This window comes from Microcoleus sp. AT3-D2, from assembly GCF_036705715.1.
Lineage (GTDB): Bacteria > Cyanobacteriota > Cyanobacteriia > Cyanobacteriales > Microcoleaceae > Microcoleus.
Map to the genome: position 1 here is coordinate 1 of NZ_JAUBVE010000003.1, position 25,524 is coordinate 25,524.

The following is a 25,524-nucleotide window of genomic DNA, read 5'->3' on the forward strand; positions in this document are numbered from 1 at the left end:
TTTGGGTTCAGATTGCACTCACTTTTTTCGCTTCTGTGATTTATTGCGTAAGCGTTGCTTGCCGTAGGCGTCGCATCTCTCTTTAAAAACTGTCCGGAGTATTGATAAATCTCAAATGGTATGAGTTGGGGAGAAAGTGACTTCATCCCGATCACTAAGTAGATGAACTGCGAAAAATATAAGTAGTCAAAAGCGAGTGAAATGAAGCAATCCCAGAGGTTGTGATCCGTTTACATTTTGTTAGATTGTCAAGTTTTTGCGTGTCGCTCTACTTAATCGCCAATGACGAATTATTGAGGACTTACGCACTCCCAAACAAACCAACCGTTTCATTTAACTATTATGGATGGGTTCAAGGCCGTGTACGTTCCTCGAACAAACCAGGCGTCTGGAAACCCTTGTCTCCCGGAGCATTACTAATCACTAATAAACTGGGTTCAATAGGACGATTTCTTAACTGTCACACCTTATGAATCCATACCTAAACAACCTACCCCAAATCTCCACTACCTTGCATGATTGAGGTACAGCAAGTATTTGTGGGAAAAAACAGGTTTATCGCAACCCTTGGCCTGCACTTTTACTCATAACTAATGAACCGGGATTAATAGGACGCTCACTTAACTGTCACAGCTTATTCCTCCAGACCTAAAACACCTACCCACAATCAAAACAACATTCCACCAAGGCATCGCTATGTATTCTTTCGCAGGTTTTGGTGCCGCCACAGGCATATTTTTGCTGCTAGTTTTTGCCATTCTGCAATGGCTGCACGTGTCCGCCGGCAGTTTTATTGATTGGGTAATTGCCATTGCTATTTTTGAATGGCTGTTGCTGATAGTTACAGTTCCCTGGAATATCCATTTTGAAGCTAAAGAAGTTTTAGCGCAAGCCGCAGAATCGACTAAAAAAAACATTGCTGTCGATCAGGAACAAGTCAAATACGTTACTGTATTAGTTAGCCGATCGCTCTTTGTGGCGATCGCACTTCACCTGTTTAGCGCGATCGCACTTTACGGCCTAGCCGCCGCAGGAATTAGTGTTATTGGCTATCTCAGTTCCGGTGCTGCACTGCTGTTAACTGTACTGCGTCCAGCTATCCGAGGTTATCAGTATTTAGCCCAGCGGCTGACAAATATCCGCCGCCAATTTTTGCACCCCCGTGAAGATATTGTCGAACTCCGCAGCCGCTTTGCAAACTTAGAATCTACAGTTAGAGATTTGAGCAATCAATTAAGTTCAGACAATCCGAATTCGTGGGTGGCTGTCCAAAATCGGGAACGGGAAGCTATCAGAAGAGAATTAACTACGGTATCGGCATCTCTACAATCTTTGCAAGCGACAAATCAGGCAGAACACACTAAACTGAGAAGAGATGCAGAAAGTGCGATCGCCCAACTCACCGATGACGGACAATTTCTCAACCACGTCCGCGAAATCATCCGCTTCTTTAAAGAATCGTAAAGTCAGTTGATAGTTGACTGTTGACTGTTGACAGTTGTCTGTTGACTGTTGACTGTTGACTGTTGTCATTAGTTACCAATGCCCGATGCCCGATGCCCAATTCCCAATTCCCAATCTTTAGATAGATGCCAAATAGTCGCATATAGTTAATTTTTAAATAAAAACAGAATTTTCTCACTCTTCAGGAAGACTAAATAAAGGTATTTTCCCTCACAGCAATTTTTCGCAAACTATAACCAAAGATAGTTTGTGAATGAGCTAGCTTTGGCTTAATATTTAAACATAAGCCAAAGACCTTTTTGAAAAGATAACTCAGGAATAAATCATGACTAATCGCCAACCAATACCCCCCAAAAAAGAAGTTAGCAAATCAACACCCGCCGACGAACAAATCGAAGCCGATATGGAAGCCCCCCACTACGACAGGGGCATTACTCCTGCGGAGACAGCAGCGCGGCAAGAACGCGAAGGCGCTAACTTCATGCACACAACCACCGAAGGGAAGCAGAAAAGTGCAAAAACTGATGACCAAACCGATAACGAAAGCATTCACACCACAGATGGTTATACAGTAGACAAAGAAGGTCTGGTTAACAATTACGCGGTCGAACCGGAAATGTACATCAACGAACCCGGCGATTTGAGAGCAAAAGAAGAAGCCGAAGCCGCAGAACGCGCTCGAATTCTCGCAGAAGTCAAAGATAAAAAAGGCGAGGAAGGAAAACTGACAATGGATGCAGACACCCGCGGCAAAGGGCCGGGCATTATCTAGATTGTGTGGTTGGTAGTTGCATTTGGGCGCGGGAGGTTGCAACGGCAAAGCAAAGGGGCGGGTTTTTATAGTTCCGGCAGTTATCGCTCGATGTTTCCCGTACAACCCGCCCCTATTTTGCTTTGCACATCTGTTTTGTGAGTTGAGAGGTTACATGGTACACCTCTCAATTACCGTATCAATCGGCAAGTTTTCAGACCCAGCTCAAAAACGCCTTAAAATTCCTCAAGCTTTAACATTTTCCCTCAGCCAATTAAACTTAGCCTCAGCTAGCGCCAAATTTTCCAGGACGTTAGGATTGATATCCTCTCGTTCAAATTCTGGTTTATCTAATTCAATATTGCGACCGTATTCTATATGTCTGATCGTACCGCGCATCCTGTCTGCCAGACACAGTGAAATTCCATAATAAAACCGGGAAGCAAAGCCCATATCGTTTTGAAGTTTGATTACTAACTGCCGCCTAGGAATTGCCAGCAAGTGAGTTTCTTCGATCGCCTTTACCGTTGCCAAAGGAGGGCGAGCGTCAATGAAAGAGACTTCTCCCACCAGTTCTCCGCTGGCTATTTTAGCGAGTTCTCTAGTCCGCTCAGCCTCGATTAAAACACTCAAACTCCCATTCAAAACAATGTAGAGCGCATCTATCTGTCTCCCTTCATGGATCAAAATCCCGCCCGGATCTAGAACTTCCTTTTTGCCTTTTTGGACGATCCAGTTGATATCGTCATTATTTAACTGGCTCAAAATAAAAAGTGCTTTTTTTCTGCTGCTGTCGGCCATAAGTTTTAGCTCTCGATCGCTTCTTCTTTATATAAAATTTAGATGGCGCGCGATCGCAACTTCTTCCGAAGCAGTCCTCGCTCAATACAGTTTTTTTTACCCTGCCTAACTTCTTCGCACAACCCATATCGGGCAGGCTTTGCCAATAGCAGATGAATCACGCTGAATCATGATCTCTCAATACTAGCATTTGTTAAACAATCTTTTTTAACTCGATCGACCTCAAAAAACTCATGTAAAATTCGCGTCTCAAAAGCAATTGAGTTGACCCGGCCAGCTTTGGTGCGGGATGGGGCGCGGCAGACAATGCTCCGCGCCCAGTCTTGCTCACTAAATCGATCGCAAATCAGGATAGCCCGCCAACATATCGTCAGCAGTCAGAGTGTCCCCGTTCGCTTGAGGAGTCCACAGCACCTCAACCGCCAGCAACTGCTCGCTCGATACTCCCCCAATCTGGCGCAAAGCTTGGCGCAAATCTTCAGAGTTTTTCACTGCTGGCAATTGCAATTTGCCTTGAGTACCGACAATCACCGTCACCACAATAAATTCCCCAGGATCTGAATTCAAATCAGAAGCAACCAGCGCCCCATTTTCCTGCAAACCTGGCAGGATATTGCTGCTCCCTGCTTGCCGGAGCTGATTGTTATAATTCGAGAGCGTTTCTTCAGTAAATTTACTGCGTTCTGCCAAAGAAAGTTGATTAAACTTAGCTTCGGCTGCTTCCAAGCGAGTTTGCACAGATTCAGCGCCCGCGTAAACCCAGTATTCAGGATGCCGCAGCAGGGCCAGAGTAGATTCTTGCAGCACTTGAGCACGACCTGTCGCTGTATCAGTATCCGCTTTTTGCGCTAAGGAGTCGAGTTCGGCTTGCAAACCGCGGGCCTCTGCTAGCAAACCAACTTGCAAGCGGGCGACAGATACGGTGGTAGTGGCGGCGCTGTTGCCGAGTTCGTCAGTTCCGCCCCCGGCGCGGCGGAAGCTTTGGACGAGGAAATTAGCGATCGAAATAAAAATCAAAATCGAGAATAGGCCACCAAACCCGCCCCCAAAGCCAAAAAACGGCAGCAAGAACGGGAAACCAAAGCCACCTCCGAAGCCACCGCCCGGATAGTAGCCTCCTCCCGACGGTGCGTAAGTGCGACTAGGAGACGAGTAACTGCGCGCCGGAGATCTAAAAGATCCGCCCCCGATGCGTCCTCCGCTGCGGGCAGCCAGAGCTCCATCAGCGTTACCGAGGGCTAGCGTCAGTACCAGACCGATCGCAAATAGTGATTTCAAAAGCGGTTTCATCTTTGAAATTAGTTGCTTGTACATAAGACCGTTACTATTCGATACATTTATAATTTACAGTCTATCCTCGCTTCTGGGCAGCCTGGTTATAGGTATGAAGCCAGCGAGATATCCGTACCAACCGATCTAAAGCACCCAAGAGAGCTCAGTCTGCTTTCCCAGCATCAAAGCTTTTACAGAAGTTTACCTAGGTAGGGGGCGATCGGCAAACAATAAGCTCTAGACTTGTGACATACTCCCACACTCCCCGAAGAGTGAGTGAGGGCTTCTCAGGGACTCCTCTATGAGGACATTGACTGAGCTTTAAGACCGTGTGCCCCACGGTTCTTGATATTGATAGCCGCATTCCAATCTCTACACAAACTGACATGACATACCGGGCAATTGTGTATTCGTTGGGACAGTGGCTTTTTTACTTTGTGAGCACAACTGGAACACTCTTGACTGGTGCCATTTGGATTTACAGCTATTACTTTTAAACCAGCATTTTCGGCTTTGTTTGTCAGTATGTTTATAAACTGTCCCCAGCCAGCATCGTTTATACTTTTAGCCACTCGTGTTTTAGCTAGTCCTTTAATATTCAGTTTCTCAACAGCCACCACGTCATATTTATTTAGAAGTGTTTTTGCTGTTTTGAAGTGAAAGTCTTTGCGAGTATCAGCTACTTTTTTATGCTGATTTCCCAGTTGATTGATTGCCTTTTTTCGGCGATTAGAACCTTTTTTTGTACGGGAAACTTTGCGTTGTGCTGACTTTAGCTTGCGTTCAGCTTTGCGTAGGAACTTAGGTGCGCCAATCCTCTCATTATCTGACGTGACAATAAAATCAATCAACCCTAGGTCAATGCCTACAATATTGTTTGCCTCAAAATCAGGTTTGATTGTTGGAACTGTTTGGTCATCAAGACTCAGGGTTACATAGTAGCCGTCTGACTTTTTCGTAACAGAGACAGTCTTGATTTCAAACCCATCAGGTGTCTGACGATGAACAATTACCTTTACGATCCCAATTTTAGACAGCGTAATTTTATTTCCAACAAAGTGATGCTGCTTGAATTGTGGATATGTAAAAGTTTTGTATTGCCCTTTGGCTTTAAATCTAGGTCTACCTGATTTTTTACCCTGGGAGTCATCCTTTAACCATTTATCAAAAGCTAACTCGACCTTTTTAGGGACTTCTTGTAACACCTGAGAATGAATGCCTTTATACCAAGGTCTATCAACTTTTAGTTGAGTCAACGTTGCTTGCTGGCTCAACCTATTAGGCTTATTTTTCAACTCAGGAATATGACAAATAACAAGCGAACATCTGTCAATAGAGCAACGATTTTGCTCATACCAATCAAACCTTTGAGCAAGCTGATAATTGTATTGACCACGCAGCATATCTAATGTGTTGTCAATAATGCTTGATTGCTCTTTAGTCGGTTTTAGTCGGTATTGATAAGATGTTCTCACGCTGTTTTTTCAAGAGATTAAATTAGTGTTACTATTTTAGTATACACCTATTTAGCTAAAAGTGCCAAGGGGAAGAAGATCGCGTTCATCTACTCTTTCAAGATCATCCAGACGTGGAACTGAGTAAGCTGGTAAATAATCTGAAGTCAGTTTCTTCTAGAAAACTTCGCCAATAATTTGCGGAACACGAGCGAAAAGTTTTACTGGAAGGATGTATTCTGGAGTGGTTCTTATTTGGTCTCAAGCTGTGGGGGGGTAACGGTATCTACGCTTCGCAAATATATAGAAGCACAAGATTCTCCCACTGAAGCCACTGTATAATGGTGAGTTGACGACAACATCCGATTCCTCCGTGCTTCGCACATCAGGAACCGGATGGTCGTCAACTCACCCGAATTCATCACAACACTATCGCTGTCGCGGTAAGTGTGAGAGTTCTCCTGTTCTAGTTAAGACAAAGCCACCAGTCCCGATTACCGGACTTGACCTCACATTAAAAAAACATTATGTTTCCAACTCACCGCCCCCGCCGCCTCCGCAACCATCCCCAACTCCGCCGGATGGTACGCGAAAATATCTTGACAACCAGCGATTTAATTTATCCCCTATTTGCCGTACCGGGGGAAGCTTTTGCTAAAGAAGTCACATCGATGCCGGGAGTTTACCAGCTATCGGTAGACAAAATAGTAGAAGAAGCAAAAGAAGTCTACGACCTCGGCATTCCGGCTATTATTTTATTCGGCATTCCCGCAGATAAAGACACAGACGCAACAGGTGCTTGGCACGACTGCGGCATCGTCCAAAAAGCGACTGAAGCAGTTAAAAAAGCCGTACCAGATTTAATCGTCATGGTCGATACTTGTCTGTGCGAATATACTAATCACGGTCACTGTGGCTATTTGGAAGTCGGAGATTTAAGCGGCCGCGTCTTGAACGATCCGACACTAGAATTGCTCAAGAAAACCGCAGTGGCTCAAGCTAAAGCCGGTGCCGATATTATCGCACCTTCGGGAATGATGGACGGTTTTGTCGGAGCAATTCGCGAAGGATTGGACTCTGCTGGATTTGAAGATATTCCCATCATGTCTTACGCGGCAAAATACGCCTCAGCTTATTATGGCCCGTTCCGGGATGCGGCCGATTCTGCTCCGCAATTTGGCGATCGGCGCACCTATCAAATGGATCCGGGAAACGGCCGCGAAGCTCTTAAAGAAATTGCTCTCGACATTGCCGAAGGCGCAGATATGCTCATGGTTAAACCCGCTTTAGCTTACATGGACATCATCTGGCGCGTGAAGGAAGCAACTAACCTGCCAGTTGCTGCTTACAACGTTTCTGGAGAATATGCGATGGTGAAAGCCGCCGCCCTCAACGGTTGGATAGATGAAGAAAGAGTAGTGATGGAAACTTTGACAGGATTCAAGCGTGCTGGTACTGATTTGATTTTGACTTATCACGCCAAAGACGCCGCCCGCTGGCTGCAAAACTGATTCACTTGATTTGAGATTAGAGATTAAAGAATTGACTCCACAGCACAATCTTCGGGTATTTTCGTGGAGTCAATACCTCTCTGGATAGGTAATTTTTGAGCAATTAGGCAACACACAAGCTATCACTTACGCTTACCGATAAACGACACCTCGAAAACGGGTTTTTACAGTTTCGGTGGGCTGTAACGAAATAGACGTGAGAAAAAACCAGGTTTCTCTGTAGACAAACTCCAAACCCCTAAAAAATCAGTCATTCCCCATCTAAAATCTGAAATCTAAAGTCTCAAATGGTATGAGTTATAAGTTGGGAATTTTGAGTCAAAGACTTTTTGACAAAATTTACCCCAAAAAGTATTAATAATCACCGAAATTAGTTAAAAAATATGTATAACTAAAAATAGTTTTGTAAATGGGGAACTAAATCCTTGATTGTTCCCACGCAAAATTAACTATACCCGCTAAGACAGTAAAAGTAACACAGTTTAGATACAACTTGAAGGCAGATTGAGCATGACATCAACGACTAGGGATTCCAGTCACATTCAATTTTGTATAGGTCGCGATCGCGCAGACATCGCACAGATCCAAGAACTATTTAAAGCCGCCGCCTTTTGGGCGAGGGAACGCAAGATAGAAGATTGGGAAATTGCGATCGCCAACAGCGAACCAGTTGTTACAGTTTGGGACGGCTCACGGGCGATCGGCTTTGCCAGAGCCACCTCAGATGGCATCTATCGAGCTACCATCTGGGATGTCGCCATTCACCCGGATTACCAAGGTGCAGGACTCGGCCGCAAATTAGTGCAAACCGTCTTGAGTCACCCTCGGATGTGCCGAGTAGAGCGAGTTTACCTGATGACAACTTACAAACAAAGCTTCTACGAGCGCATCGGTTTTCAGCCAAACGCTAGCACCACAATGGTACTTGAAAATCAGCTTCTCGAAGAGAATCTCGAATTAGAAGTTAGCAACGGCGAATTGCTAACTGCTAATTGTTAAATAATCACAAGATGGGCATCAAAATCTATAATATGTAGGGTGCGTCAGGGCGCACCTTACTCCCTATAAATAATTTCCTTCTTTCATCTTCCCTTTTCCATCTTCCCGCCCTCAGTTAAATCAGTTAAATCCCTTGCCCTCTTCCCCACTGCGTTACATCCCGTACATTGCTCGTGGCCGAACTTTCTTCATCAGAAAGTTGCCAAAGGAATAGAACACTGAGTCCGGTTAAAATTGCACTCTTCGGACTCAGAAGGTACAGCCAGAACCTCCAACTTTCCGCTCATCAAACTTAAAAGAGTCTGATTCATCAATAACTTCATTCCAGAAGACACCTGAGAATTATCGCTACTCTTGGTAACATCACACTCCAAATCGTGCTTCAGCAAATCCCAAGACTCGCTCCAAGCACTCACTGAACGCTGATCGTCCACCCAAATGTGAACGTATCCAGATTCCGGCGAAGCATGGGCAGACACAGAAATACTCCCCTCTTCCATCTGAGCAACAGCAGTATCTACCAAATTGACTAAAACTTGCCTAAACCTCGGCAAATCTGCCAATACATAAATCCCCGGATCTGGCGGCAATATCTCCAAACGAATGCCGCGATTAGCAGCTTGCAAGTAAGTTAAATCATCAACCTCGTCAAAAACTTTAGCTAACTGAATCGGCTCAATATCCATCGTTTCAGTGCCGTGTTCAGTTTTAGCAACAGAGATAATTTCATCTATTAATTTCACCAGCTTGAGTGCCGCGACGTGAGCTTGCTCGACAAACTCTCGTTCCTCAGCAGGATCGTCGCACAAATCCGAGAGAATTAATTGCAGCGTACCAATCATAGTGCTCAGGGGCGATCGCAACTCGTGAGAAGTCCGAGCCAAAAAACCCGCCTTAAATTGGCTCATCTCCGAGGCCATCTGATAAGCCAATTGAGTTTGCTTAAGTTGGTCGGAAAGGGCATCAAACTTCTCTAAGTGAATTTCTTGCGGAGGTGGCGGCACTTTGGGTGCAGGTTCGGGCTGTTGCGAGCTTTTTTGCCGGCGGCGCCAAATCAAACTGCTTCCCAAACCCAGCCCCAGTCCCATACCTAAATATATAAATTCGCTCCAGCCGATCGGCGCCATATTGCTTTGCCTTGGAGTTTAGCTTTTAGCATTCTAACTCGATCGCGCCTTGTCGCAATATTTCCCAATGGCTGCCACTCCATTTAGCAACAGTGGAAGGCAAACTCGAAGCTGTTGCCGCTGTTGCTAATTCAGAAGGCACTAATGTCAAGACTTCGGGAAACACAGCCTCAATTTCTGCCACCGACTCCAGAGGCGGCTGACCGGATAAATTAGCGCTGGTAGTCGCCAAAGGGCCTGTCTGATCTAGAATTTTGAGCGCAAGGGGAAAGTTAGGCACTCGTACTCCGATTGTAGTCCGATCGATGGGATTGAGAGCCGCCGGAACTTTTGGCGAAGCCGGCAGCACTAAAGTTAACGCCCCCGGCCAATAGGATTCGGCTACTTGCTGCCACAATTTTAACTCTGCTGGACTTCCCTGCACGTAAGGCCACAAAGCCCTCGCCGATGCCGCCATCAAAATCAGCGGTTTGTCTTGACTGCGGCGTTTAGCTGCAAAAATCAACTCCGAGCGATCGGGACGCGCAGCCAAAGCGGGTACAGTATCTGTAGGAAAACTGACGATATGATTGCCAGAAATTGCCGCTTGAATCAAGGAGTCGATCGAAACTTGTGTCATGCCATTTTAGATTTTAGATTTTAGATTTGAGAAGTACGACATATTCTTGAAACCTAACGTCGATACGCTAAGGCAAACCGATCGATTCCTGCTAAATCAGCAAATATCTGAACTTCACGGTAACTCCCGTGACTTTGCAGCATATCAGCTACCGCCGTTTCTTGTCCCGACATCATCTCAACCAAGAAAACTCCCCCGGATTCTAAATAATCGGGAGCCGTTTCTACCAAATGCCGGATGCACTCTAACCCGTCAAAACCGCCGTCTAAGGCCAGATGAGGTTCGTGCTTCAAAACTTCCGGTTGCAGAGTCAGTACCGTGCTGCTGGGAATGTAAGGGGGGTTAGAGACCATGCCGCTAACGCGACCTTTAAGAAAGGTTAGCGGTTCCCACCACGAACCTTGATAAAAATTAATTCGCGATGCAAAACCCAAATTCTCAGCATTCAGTCGAGCCACTGCCAAAGCTTCCGAACTGCAATCTACTGCATAAACCCTAGTATTTGTCAACGCAGAAGCCAAGCCGATCGCGATCGCCCCGCTGCCCGTCCCCAAATCCACCCAATGCGATTTTGGATTGACACCATAGCTTTTAACAGCTTCTACAGCCAAATCGATCAGCAATTCCGTTTCTGGACGCGGAATTAGCACCGCCGGCGTTACTTTGAGCGAAAAATGCCGCCAATGTGCAACTCCGGTTAAATACTGCACCGGCACCCGTTCCTGCAAGCGCCGCTGCCACAATTGAGCCAGCTCAGATAAAGACAACTTTAATTTTATTTTTGGCAAATCTTTAAACGACTCCAAACGCAGAGCCAACCTATCCAAACCAGCCAGCTCTTGCAGCAGCCAGTCGATTTCTGCTAGAGGAATGTCAGAGGCGAGCGCCTCGGTTTTAGCTTGATTCATCCACTGCCAAACCTCTAAACCAGAAACAAACATAAGGCTTTATAATAATTGCTAATTGCTAATTGCTAATTCGTAAATAGTAGGTTGAGTCGAGAAACCCAACCTACTAATTAATGACTGATAACTGATGACTAATGACTGATGACTGCTGACTAACTATTAGCGAGCCGGTCGAGCTGGAGCCGGAGAGGCTGGAGCCGGCCGAGCTGGAGCCACCTGTGGATTTTGGCCCGCACCGGCAGGTTGGAGCGATCGCACAAATTCCAGCGACTCCCGCGACGGAATCAAAATCATTTGGGTCAAAAACGGGTCGTTCTCAGTACGCAAAGCTTCCAAAACGCTCTCCAAGTTCACCACCTCAATCTTAATTGTGGCTGTCACGTTCGGCTGCTGCTGCTTAAAACGATCGACCATACCCTGTAAATCCTCCTTGTTAAAAAACAAGGGAATCACCTCTTGCTGACCCCGCTGAATCGTCAAATAACCATTTTCGGCGCCGCCTCTTGCCAAAAACAGAGGTACACCGTTGAACTCATTAACTTGTTGACCAGTCTGCTGAAGTACAGTTTTAGCCGACTGCACCTGCTGTGGAGCCGGAACGAAAGCAAATTGCACTTCCTCCGGCTTGCCTTTATTTGCTTGAGTGAGCTGATAAATTTCGCCCAGGGATACTGGCATCACGCGCACCGTTGCCGCCAACTGAGGATTTCTGGTTTTCAGTTGATCGACAAAAGCTTGAGCGTCTTTCTGGCTGATGAAAATTCCCGCCACGGAAGCATTACCAGTTTGACCCTCACCCTGCTTGGGAACAGAAGCGATCAGGGGCGCACCCTGAGCGTCTGTAATCGTAAATACCGGCACCGAGCGCAATTTTTCCAAAATTTGCGGCTCCGGCAGTGCCAGTGCAGACATATTGCCAATTGGAGAGGAGCCCAGTAGAGTGCTGCCGACAATTCCCAATATTGCGCCCAAACGAACTAATGATTTCATGTTTTTTCCATCAGGAGCGATCCTGAAACACATTAACGCAAAGACTGGCGACTTAACACGATCGGCAAAAACTGCCTCAATTTGTTTTCATTTTGACGAAATGTAAACATCAGAGACAGTTATGCTTCAATCTATTATTTAACATTGTGCGATCGGGATGACAGGATTTGAACCTGCGACATCCTGCTCCCAAAGCAGGCGCGCTACCAAGCTGCGCTACATCCCGGTGCTATAGTTAGCTAACCTCTAACCATTAATACACAAAACCGCTGGCTTGTCAAGCTTTATTAAATATTTAGCTCTAGATGCAGCTCAGGCGAAGTTTTTTTCAGGTTGTGAGGTTTGACCCCACCCCAAAATGGATACAAGCCCCCGACTCCTATTGTGAGATTCTGACAATTTTAGACCCTAGTTCAAGCTCCCAGATTCATCTGTGGAATAAATCTCACATCTCAAATAGTTCGACTGAGCGCGACTCGACGGCGATACTGAGCGCTCGCCGATCGTCTGATCACTCGCCGAATGTCTCACCGCAGTGTCAAATCTCAAATCGGCTGACAATACTTGCACAGCTTCATAACGGCCCTGATGGCGAGATACATCCGCGCGTAACTGACCGCAGGGCACAGGTGCATTCGGTGTTGGCAGCGTCAATATTGTGTTGTATATCCTCAACAAATCAACGCCGACCTGCACCTCGCTAATCAGGATACCAAAACATACCTTTAATTCCCTCTGGATCGGACATAAAGCCCAAATTGCGGTAAAAATCCACCACTTGAGGGTCAGCAAATAAGGTAATGTTGCTGATATCTTCACTGCGGAGTTTTTTTATGATGTATTTCATCAGCGCCTTGCCCATGCCTTTGCCCTGGTAGTCGGGATGAACTACCACATCCCAAAGCGTGGCATTAAAAGCATGGTCTGAAGTCGCTCTGGCGAAACCCACCAGCCGTCGCTGGCTGCCCCGCATCTCCCACATAGAGACGACTAGGAAGCTGTGCTGAATAGCTTTTTTGACTTTACGCAGGGGACGGCGGGACCAACCCACTGCATTACAAAGTTCTTCGAGTTCGTAGAGGTCAATGTCCCGATCGCAACTGAAAAAGATGCGAGCGTTGCCGCTGGCGGGTTTGCGAAACGTTGGGGAAAGCGGATCGCCTAACCCAACAGCCACATCTTCCTCAAAATCCGCTGTTTGGGGTACAGAGGCAGACTCAGAACTACTAAATAAGTTTTTCCAAAAACCCATGCAGGCGCGGTTAAGGTAGTAGAAGTTGGACGACGAGAAAGAGAACCAGACAGATAAACCCACTCCGATCGGCGTAGGAGCAATTGCCGGTAGCCTCTTGAGGAACAGTTTACGGTACACTCATCTTACGCCGAAAACAGGGATTTGTCGTCCAACATTGAGTCTGCGCTTTTTTGATTCTGTCAAGTCTGGTAGAACTGTTCTGCTAGCCAGTGCCCGGACAACCCGCTTTTAAGGTAAAATTTGTTGCCGAACCAGGACAGAGGCATTTTGGGAAATGCTTCTTTTGAGTGCCGCCGATCGCGCCGGAACTTATAGCCTTGGTAGGAAATACCACTGGAATGGCGCAACGGTGACATTCTCGTGATAAGTTCTCAGACAGATTTGACTTTTGCTTTTAGTGAGGAGACGGGCACAATTTAAGTCGAATCGTCGAATCGAAAATCCCATTGCCATAAGGCATGGAAGAGTCAATACCAGTATATCTCCCGCACCTTCTCCTCAATTATGGCTTCGGGTTTAAAACCATCTACACTAGAACTTCTCAAGCGCTTTAACCGAGCGTTTCCGCAGTTTTATGAGCAATTTGTCAGCAGCGAAATCCAGTTGCAAAACCTCAAATTAGCTTACCAGCTTTACAAAACTCGGCAAGCAGTCATCGAAATCCGAGCCGAAGGTAACAAAAGTGCCCTGCATTTTGCTTACCGGAACCAGTCTTTTCTATTGAGCGATATTTTTGGAGTGCTCGCAGCCTATGGACTGACGATTCACAGTCTGAGTCTGTACGGTCAAATTTACCCGCCGATGCTGGTATTTATCAAATTGGTCGTATCTCGCGGTGGCAAGGTACTGGCAGATAAAACAGCAGAAAACGTCTGTAGAGCCGTTCGAGAGGCATTGGCGGGGCATTTTGAGGTTGAAGAGATGTTGGCGGTGGAATTTAATTTAGACGCGGGTTTGGAAGATGTGGCAACCGAATTCTACGTCGATCCAGTTTTCCACTTGCCAGCTTTGCTGATTGAAGCAGATAATCAACCTGGACTTTTTTACAAAGTTATGTATGCCATCTGGCAAGAGGATTTGTTGGTAGTAAATGCTAATTTGCTGGTTTGGCGGGGGCGAACTCGCCTGATTCTCTACTTGTTGGGGCCCAATGAAAGTTTAATTCCCGAGTATCTGGGGCAGAAAATCGCTGAGGGGGTGCGACAAAGATTGCTGGGCGAGCGGTTTTAGGGCAAGCTGCCGATGCTCCCTAAATAACTAGATTTCTATAAGTAGACATTAGTTTGCAGAAGTTTTCCAGTGAGATAGGATAAAAAGCTCGGCAACATTGTTCGTACAAACGAGTGTAGATAGCGGTTCTCATAAACATGGGACACGCCGAAACGATGTTGTCAAGCTTTTTAAGTTTTACAGCGCCTACTTACTTAAATAAGCTCGCGGGACTACAGGCAAAAGTCAAAAATATCCGAAAAAATTCGCTTATAAAATTACGTATCACCTCGCCCAAAACTAAGGATAGCTAACGCTAGCTATAGAATTAACAGATTCAATAATTGTTGAATGGTAACAATTTACTTTATTCAATCATTGAATGTAGGAGGTAGTAATGTAATTTGTAACTCGCCTACAAGAAAATCTAATTTGACACTGAAATACCCAGGGTTTATGACTCTCAACTCTGCTAAATATGGGGAAATTATTGGCGCAAAAAGCCCTTAAAAAATCGCGTTAATTTATGTTTCAATTGCGCTCATACAGCAGAGCGTCAATTTAAGACCGCGCGCTGCTGCAGGAAGTAAGCGGTAAATCGATAAAGTTGAGTCTTTTTGGCTTACTTATAGCGCTTCTTGGGTAGATGAGGTAAACAATTCAACTGAAAAAGCTTGATAACACAGGGTTTCGGCGTACTCCCTCTTTCTGAGAAAGGCTATACATAGGTTTACATAGGTCTTATGGAGCGGGTAGGATAAAAGTATGGCAACAATCGACATCCTAGGGGTTCGGCACGCTTACGATTTGACGGCTCCGACTGCAACTTCCCCGGTTCTGGTATTTGTCCACGGCTGGCTGTTAAGCCGCCACTACTGGCAACCTTTGACCGATCGCTTGGCATCAAACTATCAGTGCCTTACCTACGATTTGCGGGGGTTTGGCGATTCTCAATCGGACGCAGGCGACGATCGCCCATGTTCCGAACCGCTAAATTCATGCTATACTCCCGTCGCTTACGCTCGCGATTTGGAACTTTTACTCGAAAAACTCGATATATCTTCTGCTTGGCTGGTGGGACACTCTCTGGGCGGTACGATCGCTCTATGGGGAGCCAGCAAATTGTCCGATCGCGTTAAAGGCGTGATCTGCATCAATGCAGGGGGCGGCATCTATCTTAAGGAAGAATTCGAGCGGTTTCGATCGGTCGGCAAGCAGCTAGTGACAATGCGTCCCGGCTGGCTGCCTCGCTTGCCCTTAGCAGATTACGTGTTTGCCCGCGATTCTGTAGCCCGCTCGATCGGCAGATCGTGGGGAAGGCAGCGCTTAATAGATTTCGTGGGAGCTCATCCAGAGGCAGCTTTGGGGGCTTTGTTGGACTCCACCACAGAAGCGGAGATTCACCTCTTGCCACAAATTGTGTCCCAACTCAAGCAGCCTGTTTATTTTATTGCCGGTACTAAAGACAAAATTATGGAACCAAAATACGTGCTGCATTTGGCTAGCTTTCACTGGATGTTCCAAGGTTGTGGCGAGAATGTCCTTCAGCTTCCCGATTGTGGCCATTTGGCAATGGTGGAACAGCCGGATGCAGTGGCGAGTTACCTGCAAAATATTCTTAAAGAACACACTTAAAGGGCATTTGCTAAAGCGAAACCGAGGAATAGGGAATTGGGCAGATCTCCGGTTCGGGGAAGCGAAGCTTCCCAAATAGAAAGTTACACGTTAAAAGTTAAAACATTTTTCCCTGTTCATTGCCTCAACATCGAACCGTAAAATCACGTACACAATCCGTAAAATCTCGTACACAATCTGTTGCTGAACTCACCGAAGCCTAAATCTGTTATCTTAAATAGATAACTCTGCCCGATCGCCCTTAAGGACAGAGCTTCTGACTCGATAGTGGCAAATTGTCTGAATACTAATTCTGCTTAAATATCTGTGCGCGTTAACCTCACCGATCGGCAACAACACATCCTTTGGGCAACGGTTCGCCACTACATAGCTACAGCGGAACCCGTTGGCTCAAAAGCTTTGGCTGATGAATTCAACCTCAGCGTCAGCCCAGCTACAATTCGCAATGCGATGGGGACTCTTGAAAAAGCTGGACTGCTTTATCAGCCCCACACTTCGGCAGGACGAGTCCCCTCTGACTCCGGCTACCGAATTTACGTAGACCAGTTGATTCAGCCCTCTGATACGCTGGCCCGCAAGGTGGAACAGGTACTAGACCAGCTCAATTGGTCGGACGGCCGCATGGACGCGGCACTCCGTGGCGCTGCTCAAATCCTGGCAACTATCAGCGGTTACATAGCCATGATCACCATACCGCAAACCAATATGGCTTGCTTGCGCCACTTGCAACTGGTGCAGCTAGAGCCGGGAAAGGTGATGCTGATCGTGGTGACGGATGCTTACGAAACTCAGTCGGTTTTGGTGCAGTTGCCGAGGGACGCAGAAGGTAACACGCCTGATGTCGAAATCGTCGATCGCCAGTTGCAGATTTTGTCGAATTTTTTGAACAGCAAGCTGCGGGGACGATCGCTCTCGGAACTCTCGGCTGTAGACTGGAGCGAGTTAGACCGGGACTTTGAGCTGTACGCTGAGTGGATGGGAACCATGCTGACTGCTTTGAGCAGCCGCCAAAGCAATCCAACCTACACGCGGATTTTGATCGGCGGTTTGGCAGAAGCGCTGCGCTTGCCTGAGTTTTCGCAGTTACAGCAAGTTCAAACCCTGGTGCAATTGCTCGAACAAGAGCAGGAACTGCTTTGGCCTTTGATTTTTGAATCGCCGGAGTTGGAGACGCCAGGGAAGCGGGTAACGGTGCGTATTGGTTCGGAAAATTCCTTAGAACCAATTCGTGGCTGTACTCTGATTTCTTCGACTTACCGCCGGGGATCAGTGCCGGTGGGTAGTGTTGGGGTTTTGGGGCCGACGCGGATGGTTTACGAAAATGCGATCGCGGTTGTGGAAGCTGCAGCGGATTATTTGTCAGAAGCTATTGGCGGAAATCGAGTTAGTTTTCCTGATGGCGATCGAGGGCGATCAGATAATCCCTTGTTAGATGCACCCTAATTTGATAGCCCTAAGCTTAACTGGCTTGGGGTTTTATTGTCTGTGGATGTACTCACAACCTTTAAAAACAGGGTTTGGTGACAAAAAACCTAGGCTTTTATCCTACATTCCACACCCTGGGGTATTATAAGCATAATTACGCAGAAAACTATATCTCCAAAGTAACAAATTATGCCTTTAAAAAGTTATTTAACCGTCAATATACGGTAATATAGTATAATTTATAGTTTTATTGCTGGATCAAAATAAGTAAAAACCGATAGTGACAGTTGAGGGTGCGGAATGTGGGTTTGATACTCTTTTTGGGGTAAGAAACTAAAGCTTCGCGCTTGACAAGAAAGTTTCGTAAACAACCCTGTTTCTCCGTCCATGAGCGGCTCGGAAAGTGGTAGGGGTTAGGGGCGATCGACCTTCCAGGGATCGAGAGAAAGATATGGCGATGGCGAGCGATCGGGCATTGACAGAAAGTGGTCGCGGAGCGTTAGTCCAACGGCGGGTTTAGCAGCCCAACTGACGAGTTTTGTTGCCAACCGGGTGGGCGGCTAAACCCGCTCTAGGGATAGCGGCTACGACCAATGAATAGATGAGGCGCGTACCCTGGGATCGTCGATTCCCAAGGCAGCAGAATGTCAAAATATTAAGACATTTTAGAGAGTTCGTCAAAAACAACTAAAAAAGATTAGTGTGGATAGGAAAGCAATATTTCTTTTGGGAATAGCCCGGGTTAGACAATTGCAAATAACTTGCAGTGAATTTGGCTTGATTGCTACTCCATAAAAAATTTAACCGCTGAGTTAAGATCGAAACGGAATTTAGGGAATTTTCTTTTAGCATTCAATGAAATCGACTGATAAAACTAAGAATACCTTTGCGATAACAACGCCTCTGTATTATGTAAACGATTTACCTCACGTTGGCAGCGCTTATACGACTATGGCTGCGGATGCCCTAGCCCGATTTGAGAGGCTGCGGGGCAAATCTGTTTTGCTGGTTACGGGGACGGACGAACACGGGCAGAAAATTCAGCGGACAGCCGAGAGTTTGGGACGATCGCCCCAAGCTCACTGCGATTCAGTGGTTCCGGCGTTTGAGGCGCTGTGGGAGCAACTCGACATCCAGTACGATCGCTTCATCCGCACAACTTCGCGGCGTCACGAGTACATTGTCAAAGAATTTTTCCAGCGCGTCTGGAACTCCGGTGACATCTACTTGAACCAGCAACAAGGCTGGTACTGCGTCTCCTGTGAAGAATTTAAGGATGAACGGGAATTGTTGCCGGGAAATCGGTGTTCTGTCCACACCAGCAAGGAAGTTGAGTGGCGCGACGAGGAAAATTACTTTTTTCGCCTGTCGCGGTATCAAGACCAACTGCTGGCATTGTACGCAGAACGTCCCGACTTCATCGCGCCGGAAAGCCGACGCAACGAAGTGCTCAGTTTCGTCAACTCTGGACTGCAAGACTTTTCGATTTCTAGAGTGAATCTGGCATGGGGTCTGCCAATGCCAGTTGACCCCAGTCACAGCATCTACGTCTGGTTTGACGCTTTGCTGGGATACGTCACCGCCTTGCTAGATCCGGACAGCGACCCGATGTTGGAGAATGCTTTATCTAAATGGTGGCCGGTTGACTTGCACTTGATCGGCAAAGATATTCTTCGCTTCCACGCAGTTTACTGGCCGGCAATGCTGATGTCAGCGAATCTACTGGTGCCGGGTCGCGTTTTCGCACATGGGTTTTTGACCAAAGACGGCAAAAAAATGGGGAAAACGGAGGGTAATACTTTAAACCCTGTTGAATTGGTCAACAAATACGGCGCTGATGCAGTACGTTACTATTTCCTCAAAGAAATTGAGTTCGGAGAGGACGGCGATTTTAACGAAACTCGGTTTATCAATATATTGAATGCTGAGCTAGCAAATGATTTGGGAAATTTGCTGAATCGTACCCTAAACATGGCTCGCAAATATTGCGGTGGCTCCGTACCGAATGTGTTGGCAGAAAACATTGACGGCGACAACCTTCTCAAGGCTATGAGCCGGGATTTGGGCGAGCAAGTAGCGAGTTTTTACGAAGACTTGGCTTTTAGCAAGGCTTGCGAAGCCGTGCTTGCATTAGTTCGAGCCGGGAACAAGTTTATTGACGTGCAAGCGCCTTGGAGTTTGTACAAGCAGGGACAGATCGAAAGTGTTGAACAAGTGCTATATTCTGTTCTGGAATCTGTTAGACTAGCATCTTACCTTTTATCGCCGATTATTCCGAATATCAGCAATGCTATCTATCAGCAGCTAGGTTTTTCAATTGACTTTAACGATCGGGTTACAGTTAACAGTTTAGCGAATTTTGCAGCTCATGCTGCCTGGGGCGCTTTGCCGGCAAACCAAACTCTGGGGGAACCCCAACCTGTTTTTAAGCGGATCGAACTGCTGTAAACAGTACCTTCATAGTTGGCAGCCAGCGCTCTGGGTGTTATGACAGACTACGAATTAGCAGTTATTTCCTTACCAATCTTTCATAAAAATTGAGGCATAACAATCATGTTGAATAGAATAGAAAGCAATGACCTTTTTACGCCGGAACAGGTGCTAGAAAATCGGGGCCGAGTAGCAATTTTTATTGACGGGTCTAACCTTTTTTACGCGGCTTTGCAGTTAGGAATTGAGATTGATTACACTAAGCTGCTGTGCCGTTTAACTGCGGGCTCGCGGCTGCTGCGCTCTTTCTTCTACACGGGTGTCGATCGCACTAACGAGAAACAGCAGGGGTTTTTGTTGTGGATGCGCCGCAACGGCTACCGCGTGATTTCTAAGGATTTGGTACAGTTGCCAGATGGTTCTAAGAAGGCGAATTTGGATGTAGAAATCGCTGTGGATATGATGGCCTTAGTGGGGTCTTACGACACGGCGGTTTTGGTGAGCGGTGACGGCGATTTGGCTTATGCTGTAGACGCTGTGAGCTATCGCGGTGTGCGGGTTGAGGTGGTGAGTTTGCGATCGATGACGAGCGACAGTTTGATTAATGTAGCCGATCGCTATATCGATTTGGAGATGATTAAGGACGACATCCAAAAAACATCTCGCCCTAATTATGCTTACCGCCCTTTGTCGGGTCTGAGCTTGATGGAGGAACACGACGACAGATAGGGATTTGGTAATGGGTAATTGGTAACGGGGAATGGGTGATGGTTAATGGGTTGAATCATTGAGAATTAGAAGTTAAAAATTTAGACCAAGTATGACACATTTTTAATTTTTGATTAATTGTTTTTCAAGACCCAATTATCAATTACCCATTACCCATTACCCATTACCCATTACCAATTCCCAATAACCAATGATTAATCTAAAATCCCAAATTCCCAATTTTAAATCCCCAAAATTGATGGTGCTATTTTTAGCAGCACTGATTTTGGGGATTGGTGCTTGTGCGGTTCCGCAAGAGACTCAAAAGAACAAATTAGCTGAGGATCTCAAAACTGCTCAACAGTCAAACAGCACTTTAACTTTGAACAAAGTAACCCTAGAACAAGCAAACGAAAAGGGCGAGACGTTCTGGAAAGTAAACTCGCAAAATGCCGTTTACAGCAAAGACAAAAAGATAGTTAACGTTCAGAAACCCGTGGGCAAATTGTTTCAGGACGGCAAAGAAATTTACGACATTCAGGGAGAAACGGGGCAGGTATTTCAGGAAGGAAATCAGGTTTTTCTCAAAGGTAACATAGTCGCTACTGACCTGAAAAATGGAGTGGTCTTACGCGGAAATGAGTTGGAGTGGCGGCCCAAGGAAGATGTTTTAGTTGTCCGCAACAATTTGACGGGAGAGAACAAACAGGTGACGGCTTCAGCGAAGGAAGCGCGGGTTTTCAGCAGGGCTAAGAGGATGGAGTTATTCGGTTCGGTGGTGGCGAATGTTAAAGATCCGGCTTTGCAATTGCGAACCGAGCACTTAGTGTGGTTTGTGGAGCAACAAAAGGTAAACAGCGACCAACCGACTCAAATTGACAGATACAAAGATAAAATAGTAACAGACAGCGGTTTTGCCGACCAAGTAGATGTAGACTTAAAAACCAAGATTGCGACGCTGACAAAAAACGCTCAGTTGATGCCATCAGACCCGCCGCTGCAAATAGAAAGCAGTTTGATGAGTTGGAATTTTCCGGCGCAATCTGTGGTGTCGCCTGGGCCTGTGAAGGTTTTTCACCGCGTGGAAAAGGTGACGATGACTGGGGATACGGGTCGGGGAGATTTAGATAAAAAAGTTTTTTATTTGACTGGAAATGTGGTAGGAATTGGGGAAAAACGTCAAGCTCAATTAAATACCGATCGCGTAACGTGGTATTTAACTAATCAGACTTTTGATGCAGAAGGAAATGTGGTTTACAAGCAACTAAATCCGGTGTTTAATTTGACTGGCCCGAGGGCGGCGGGAGAGTTAAAAAATCAAACTGTGATTGTCAAAGGCGACGGTGGCGGGGGCCAAGTGGTTACGGAATTTGTACCGGACGAGTACAAAGGAACTTTGGGACAGCAATAATTGCGATCGCAGATGCGGGCAGATGAACACCCATAAACGCAAATCTAATTAAGATTAGATTGAGCAAGCAGGGGTTGGGATGACAACAAATTTACAAACAATTTTAGAAAGGCTTGATGAACCTATCTTAATTGACTGATTAAGTTGGAGAGAGTTTAATGCTGTTGAAAGGCATATCTCGCCTCCGGGGGGGTGCGGCTGTCGTTTTTAGATGGGGTGTGGGAGATTAGACTTATGCCTGGAAGAAAAAACGAAACTGCCAAACAGCGGATTTCAACGCTATCTCGCTCAGCCCCCTATGTTTCCGGCGATCGCCCGTGCAGCCAAATCTTTTTAAGCTTCGCATCTGATTCAACCTGAACTAATGGCACTGTTGAGTTTTGGGTTGATTTAGGCACTATGCACTCTACAGTATTAGGACTTACGCATATATCCCCCAAACGCCTTGACCAGGGGCTTTTAAGTAGCTCCCGGGAGCGGTTCCGCCTTTTTGAAGCGGTTTCTCCCGGGAGCTGTTCCCCCTTTTTAAAGGTTGCTCTGGGGTCAGGATGGTTGTGGATTTCAGACCGTATAATGTGTAAGTCCTGAATATAATTGTATGCTTAGATCACTTCATATTGAGGTCAAGACCTACAAGTAAAAGGAGGTGTACTCAATATAGAGGGAATCAAGAATTTCCCTAGAGCTGACTTTAAAGGATCAAGGGTGAGCGACTGTTGTTATTGATACAATCCAAATACTAAAATGACTCCGCCATGACACTAATCGCAAGTGAGGACGAAGTTGCAAAAAGCCCTCAAAAAATCCCGCTGCGCCTTGTCTTAGTCGTACCATTCGTCCTGCAAATCTTTGCCGCTGTGGGGCTGACAGGTTGGCTCTCGCTACGCAACGGTAAAACTGCCGTCAACAACGTTACTACCCAATTACGAACGGAGGTAGTCGCCCGCATCAATCAACAATTAAACACTTACTTGGAAACGCCCCATTTGGTCAATGCCATCAGCGTCGATGCCATTCGCCGCTTTGGATTATGGAATCCAGACAATATGAGTTCGATGAGAAGCTACTTCTACTGGCAGCTCAAGCAATTTTCCACTGTTAGTTACATCAGTTTTGGAGGGGAAAAAAAAGAATACGCCGGTGCTGGATATAAGGATGATGGCAGTGTGGTTATTGAAATAACCGATCGCTCTACTAATTTTCTCAATACTATCGTCAAGGTAGATAGAGAGGGCAACCCGACTCAGTTTAAGGAAACCCACCCAGACTACGATCCCCGCATTCGACCCTGGTATCAAGCTGCAAAAGTTGCAGGCAAACCCCAATGGAATAAAATTTATCAATATTATATTCAACCTAGCCTAGGAATCTCCGCTAGCCAACCTGTTTACGATAAAAATGGCATTTTTAGAGGAGTTGTAAGTACCGATCTATTTCTCTCAAAAATCAGCGACTTTCTCCAAAATTTAAAAATTGGTAGATCGGGGAGGACTTTCATCATCGAACGATCGGGCTTGCTAGTGGCTTCTTCCACTGCCGAGAAGCCATTTATCAAGAGCAACAATCGTCAAAAAACGCAACGATTAAAAGCGATTCAAAGCAGTGTACCGTTGATCAAGGGTACAGCGCAACATTTAATAGAACGCTTTGGTAACTTTACCGAAATTGACAGCAACCAGCAACTAGACTTCATGCTAGATGGTCAGCGGGAATTCGTGCAAGTATCATCATTCCAAGATGGTCGAGGTCTTGATTGGCTGATTGTTGTAGTCGTTCCAGAAGCCGACTTTATGGAGCAAATCAATGCCAATACGCGCAGCACTATCCTACTCTGCGTTTTAGCGTTAGTGCTAGCGACGTTGTTAGGAATCCTCGCCTCTCACTGGATTACCCATCCTATATTTGTTTTGAGTAAAGCGAGTAGAGCGATCGCTAGCGGTCAATTAAACCAAAAAGTAGACGTAAATGGGATAGATGAACTGGGAGTTCTCGCTCAATCTTTTAACCAAATGGCACAGCAATTGCGCGAGTCTTTTGCTGCTTTAGAAAAGACCAACTCAGATCTAGAAAATCGAGTAGAAGAACGAACAAGTGAGCTAAAAGAGGCAAAAATTGCCGCTGATACTGCTAACCATGCCAAGAGCGAATTCCTCGCCAACATGAGCCATGAACTCCGCACACCCCTGAACGGAATTCTAGGATACTCTCAAATTATGGAACGCGATAAAACTACCACTCCTAAACAAAAAGATTCTATCCACATTATTCACCAGTGTGGTTCGCACTTACTCACGCTGATTAACGATATTTTAGACATTTCTAAAATTGAAGCCCGTAAAATGGAACTTTACAGTTCAAATTTTAATTTTTCTTCTTTTTTGATCGGGGTTTTGGAAATGTGCCGCATCCGAGCTGAACAAAAAGAAATTACGTTTAATTATCAAGTCTTAAATCAACTTCCTAACGCTGTCAATGCTGATGAAAAACGACTGCGCCAAGTTTTGATTAACCTTTTGGGCAATGCTATTAAATTTACAGAAAAAGGTGGTGTTATTTTTAAGGTAGGCGTAATAGGTGAGGGGGAAGACTCCGACCAATCACAACTTACTAAAATTCGTTTCCATATCCAAGATACGGGGATTGGAATGACACCAGAACAGTTAGAAAAAATATTTTTACCGTTTGAACAAGTCGGAAATAGCCAGCAGAAGGCAGAAGGCACTGGGTTGGGATTAGCGATCGCACAGAAAATTGTTCAAATGATGGGAGGCGAAATAAAAGTCGAAAGTATACTCGGTCAAGGCAGCATTTTTTCCTTTGATTTAGAGTTGACTCAATCATCTGAATTTATTGAGCAACATTCGCTAAATAATTCAATTAATTTAACGGGTTTTAAAGGAAATAAAAATAAAATTTTATTAGTAGACGATCGATTTGAAAATCGAGGTTTTATTAGAAATTTTTTAGAACCACTAGGTTTTAAAATCATGGAAGCTTGTAATGGACAAGAGGGTTTAAATAAAGCCATTGATTTTAAACCAGATCTGATTATCACAGACTTAGTGATGCCAGTAATGGATGGATTTGAAATGTCACGGCGCTTCCGAAAGTCATCAGAGTTTAAGGATGTAATATTGATAGCATCCAGCGCCAGCGTGTTTAACTTCGATCGGCAAAATAGCCACGAAGCAGGTTGTAACGAGTTCCTGTCAAAGCCTATCGAAGTAGACGAATTGCTGGAAGTATTAAAGAATTACTTGCAACTCGAATGGATTTACGACCAACCTGCGGATGTGGCGAACTTACAGCCGGAAGGTTTCACTGATTTATTAAACGTTCAGAGTGGTGAGCTTGTGATACCGCCATCAGCAGAGCTGGTAGCGTTGTTTAATGCAGCTCGGATCGGCGATATTGAAGTGATTGAGCAGGAAGCCAATAGACTCAAGCAGATAGACGGCAACTATCTACCCTTTGCTAATAAAATCTTGCAATTTGCTAAAAATTTTGAAGAAAAAGAACTACTAGCTTTTGTAAAAAAACATTTGGGCTAATAAA

General features: G+C 45.7%; 21 protein-coding genes and 1 tRNA gene. 13 read left to right on the forward strand and 9 right to left on the reverse strand.

Features of this window, described 5'->3' with window-relative positions:
- Positions 1-696 precede the first annotated feature (696 nt).
- On the forward strand, positions 697-1,464 hold the full coding sequence (locus QUB44_RS02235) for a hypothetical protein (RefSeq protein WP_333362575.1): 768 nt from the start codon (positions 697-699) through the stop codon (positions 1,462-1,464).
- Between the two features lie 325 nt (positions 1,465-1,789).
- Entirely contained in the window at positions 1,790-2,236 is a 447-nt protein-coding gene (locus tag QUB44_RS02240; RefSeq protein ID WP_333362578.1) for a hypothetical protein, read from the forward strand.
- Positions 2,237-2,461: 225 nt separating this feature from the next.
- On the opposite strand, the gene QUB44_RS02245 is transcribed toward QUB44_RS02240, so the two are convergent.
- The 3 genes from QUB44_RS02245 to QUB44_RS02255 form a co-directional block, all read right to left on the reverse strand.
- Positions 2,462-3,016 carry a cyclic nucleotide-binding domain-containing protein gene (locus QUB44_RS02245; RefSeq protein ID WP_333362582.1) on the reverse strand — a complete coding sequence of 185 codons (555 nt, stop codon included), beginning with the start codon at positions 3,014-3,016 and terminating at the stop codon, positions 2,462-2,464.
- 330 nt (positions 3,017-3,346) lie between these two features.
- The gene (locus QUB44_RS02250) at positions 3,347-4,330 is read right to left on the reverse strand and encodes a DUF1517 domain-containing protein (protein WP_333362584.1); all 984 of its coding nucleotides are present in this window, start codon (positions 4,328-4,330) and stop codon (positions 3,347-3,349) included.
- Between the two features lie 257 nt (positions 4,331-4,587).
- Positions 4,588-5,763 (reverse strand): transposase, encoded by a 1,176-nt coding sequence (locus tag QUB44_RS02255; protein ID WP_333362587.1) that lies wholly within the window; start codon positions 5,761-5,763, stop codon positions 4,588-4,590.
- 113 nt (positions 5,764-5,876) lie between these two features.
- On the opposite strand from QUB44_RS02255, the gene QUB44_RS31060 reads away from it, so the two are divergent.
- From QUB44_RS31060 to QUB44_RS02270, 4 genes are all read left to right on the forward strand, one after another.
- On the forward strand, positions 5,877-5,939 hold the full coding sequence (locus QUB44_RS31060) for a hypothetical protein (protein WP_445299860.1): 63 nt from the start codon (positions 5,877-5,879) through the stop codon (positions 5,937-5,939).
- A gap of 1 nt (position 5,940) precedes the next feature.
- A complete protein-coding gene (locus QUB44_RS31065) occupies positions 5,941-6,084 on the forward strand; it encodes a transposase (protein WP_445299859.1) in 144 nt (47 codons plus the stop codon).
- A gap of 185 nt (positions 6,085-6,269) precedes the next feature.
- A complete protein-coding gene (gene hemB / locus QUB44_RS02265) occupies positions 6,270-7,253 on the forward strand; it encodes a porphobilinogen synthase (RefSeq protein WP_333362590.1) in 984 nt (327 codons plus the stop codon).
- A 510-nt stretch (positions 7,254-7,763) separates the two neighbouring features.
- Positions 7,764-8,252, forward strand: a complete 489-nt coding sequence (locus QUB44_RS02270) for a GNAT family N-acetyltransferase (RefSeq protein ID WP_333362592.1) — start codon at positions 7,764-7,766, stop codon at positions 8,250-8,252.
- A gap of 191 nt (positions 8,253-8,443) precedes the next feature.
- Here the strand turns inward: QUB44_RS02270 and QUB44_RS02275 are convergent, their stop codons facing one another.
- The 6 genes from QUB44_RS02275 to QUB44_RS02300 all read right to left on the reverse strand — a co-directional run bounded on the left by QUB44_RS02275 (position 8,444) and on the right by QUB44_RS02300 (position 13,148).
- Positions 8,444-9,379, reverse strand: coding sequence for a HAMP domain-containing sensor histidine kinase (locus QUB44_RS02275; RefSeq protein WP_333362595.1), 936 nt, complete (start codon positions 9,377-9,379; stop codon positions 8,444-8,446).
- A gap of 25 nt (positions 9,380-9,404) precedes the next feature.
- Positions 9,405-9,998, reverse strand: a complete 594-nt coding sequence (locus QUB44_RS02280) for an L-threonylcarbamoyladenylate synthase (RefSeq protein WP_333362598.1) — start codon at positions 9,996-9,998, stop codon at positions 9,405-9,407.
- A gap of 53 nt (positions 9,999-10,051) precedes the next feature.
- Positions 10,052-10,939 (reverse strand): peptide chain release factor N(5)-glutamine methyltransferase, encoded by an 888-nt coding sequence (prmC, locus tag QUB44_RS02285; protein WP_333362600.1) that lies wholly within the window; start codon positions 10,937-10,939, stop codon positions 10,052-10,054.
- 126 nt (positions 10,940-11,065) lie between these two features.
- Positions 11,066-11,896: a Tic22 family protein gene (locus QUB44_RS02290; RefSeq protein WP_333362603.1), complete on the reverse strand. Its 831-nt coding sequence runs from the start codon at positions 11,894-11,896 to the stop codon at positions 11,066-11,068.
- Between the two features lie 152 nt (positions 11,897-12,048).
- Positions 12,049-12,122 (reverse strand) — tRNA-Pro (locus tag QUB44_RS02295).
- 474 nt (positions 12,123-12,596) lie between these two features.
- On the reverse strand, positions 12,597-13,148 hold the full coding sequence (locus QUB44_RS02300; protein WP_172187348.1) for a GNAT family N-acetyltransferase: 552 nt from the start codon (positions 13,146-13,148) through the stop codon (positions 12,597-12,599).
- Between the two features lie 507 nt (positions 13,149-13,655).
- On the opposite strand from QUB44_RS02300, the gene QUB44_RS02305 reads away from it, so the two are divergent.
- The 7 genes from QUB44_RS02305 (at position 13,656) to QUB44_RS02335 (ending at position 25,520) form a co-directional block, all read left to right on the forward strand.
- Positions 13,656-14,381, forward strand: a complete 726-nt coding sequence (locus QUB44_RS02305) for a hypothetical protein (RefSeq protein WP_006631881.1) — start codon at positions 13,656-13,658, stop codon at positions 14,379-14,381.
- Positions 14,382-15,125: 744 nt separating this feature from the next.
- Positions 15,126-15,995 carry an alpha/beta hydrolase gene (locus QUB44_RS02310; RefSeq protein ID WP_333362606.1) on the forward strand — a complete coding sequence of 290 codons (870 nt, stop codon included), beginning with the start codon at positions 15,126-15,128 and terminating at the stop codon, positions 15,993-15,995.
- A gap of 300 nt (positions 15,996-16,295) precedes the next feature.
- Positions 16,296-17,438, forward strand: a complete 1,143-nt coding sequence (hrcA, locus tag QUB44_RS02315; RefSeq protein ID WP_445251234.1) for a heat-inducible transcriptional repressor HrcA — start codon at positions 16,296-16,298, stop codon at positions 17,436-17,438.
- An 837-nt stretch (positions 17,439-18,275) separates the two neighbouring features.
- On the forward strand, positions 18,276-19,868 hold the full coding sequence (metG, locus tag QUB44_RS02320; protein ID WP_333362610.1) for a methionine--tRNA ligase: 1,593 nt from the start codon (positions 18,276-18,278) through the stop codon (positions 19,866-19,868).
- Positions 19,869-19,973: 105 nt separating this feature from the next.
- Positions 19,974-20,579: a LabA-like NYN domain-containing protein gene (locus QUB44_RS02325; protein ID WP_006631885.1), complete on the forward strand. Its 606-nt coding sequence runs from the start codon at positions 19,974-19,976 to the stop codon at positions 20,577-20,579.
- A gap of 190 nt (positions 20,580-20,769) precedes the next feature.
- Positions 20,770-21,969 carry an LPS export ABC transporter periplasmic protein LptC gene (gene lptC / locus QUB44_RS02330; protein WP_333362613.1) on the forward strand — a complete coding sequence of 400 codons (1,200 nt, stop codon included), beginning with the start codon at positions 20,770-20,772 and terminating at the stop codon, positions 21,967-21,969.
- A gap of 755 nt (positions 21,970-22,724) precedes the next feature.
- Entirely contained in the window at positions 22,725-25,520 is a 2,796-nt protein-coding gene (locus QUB44_RS02335; RefSeq protein WP_333362616.1) for an ATP-binding protein, read from the forward strand.
- Positions 25,521-25,524 lie beyond the last annotated feature (4 nt).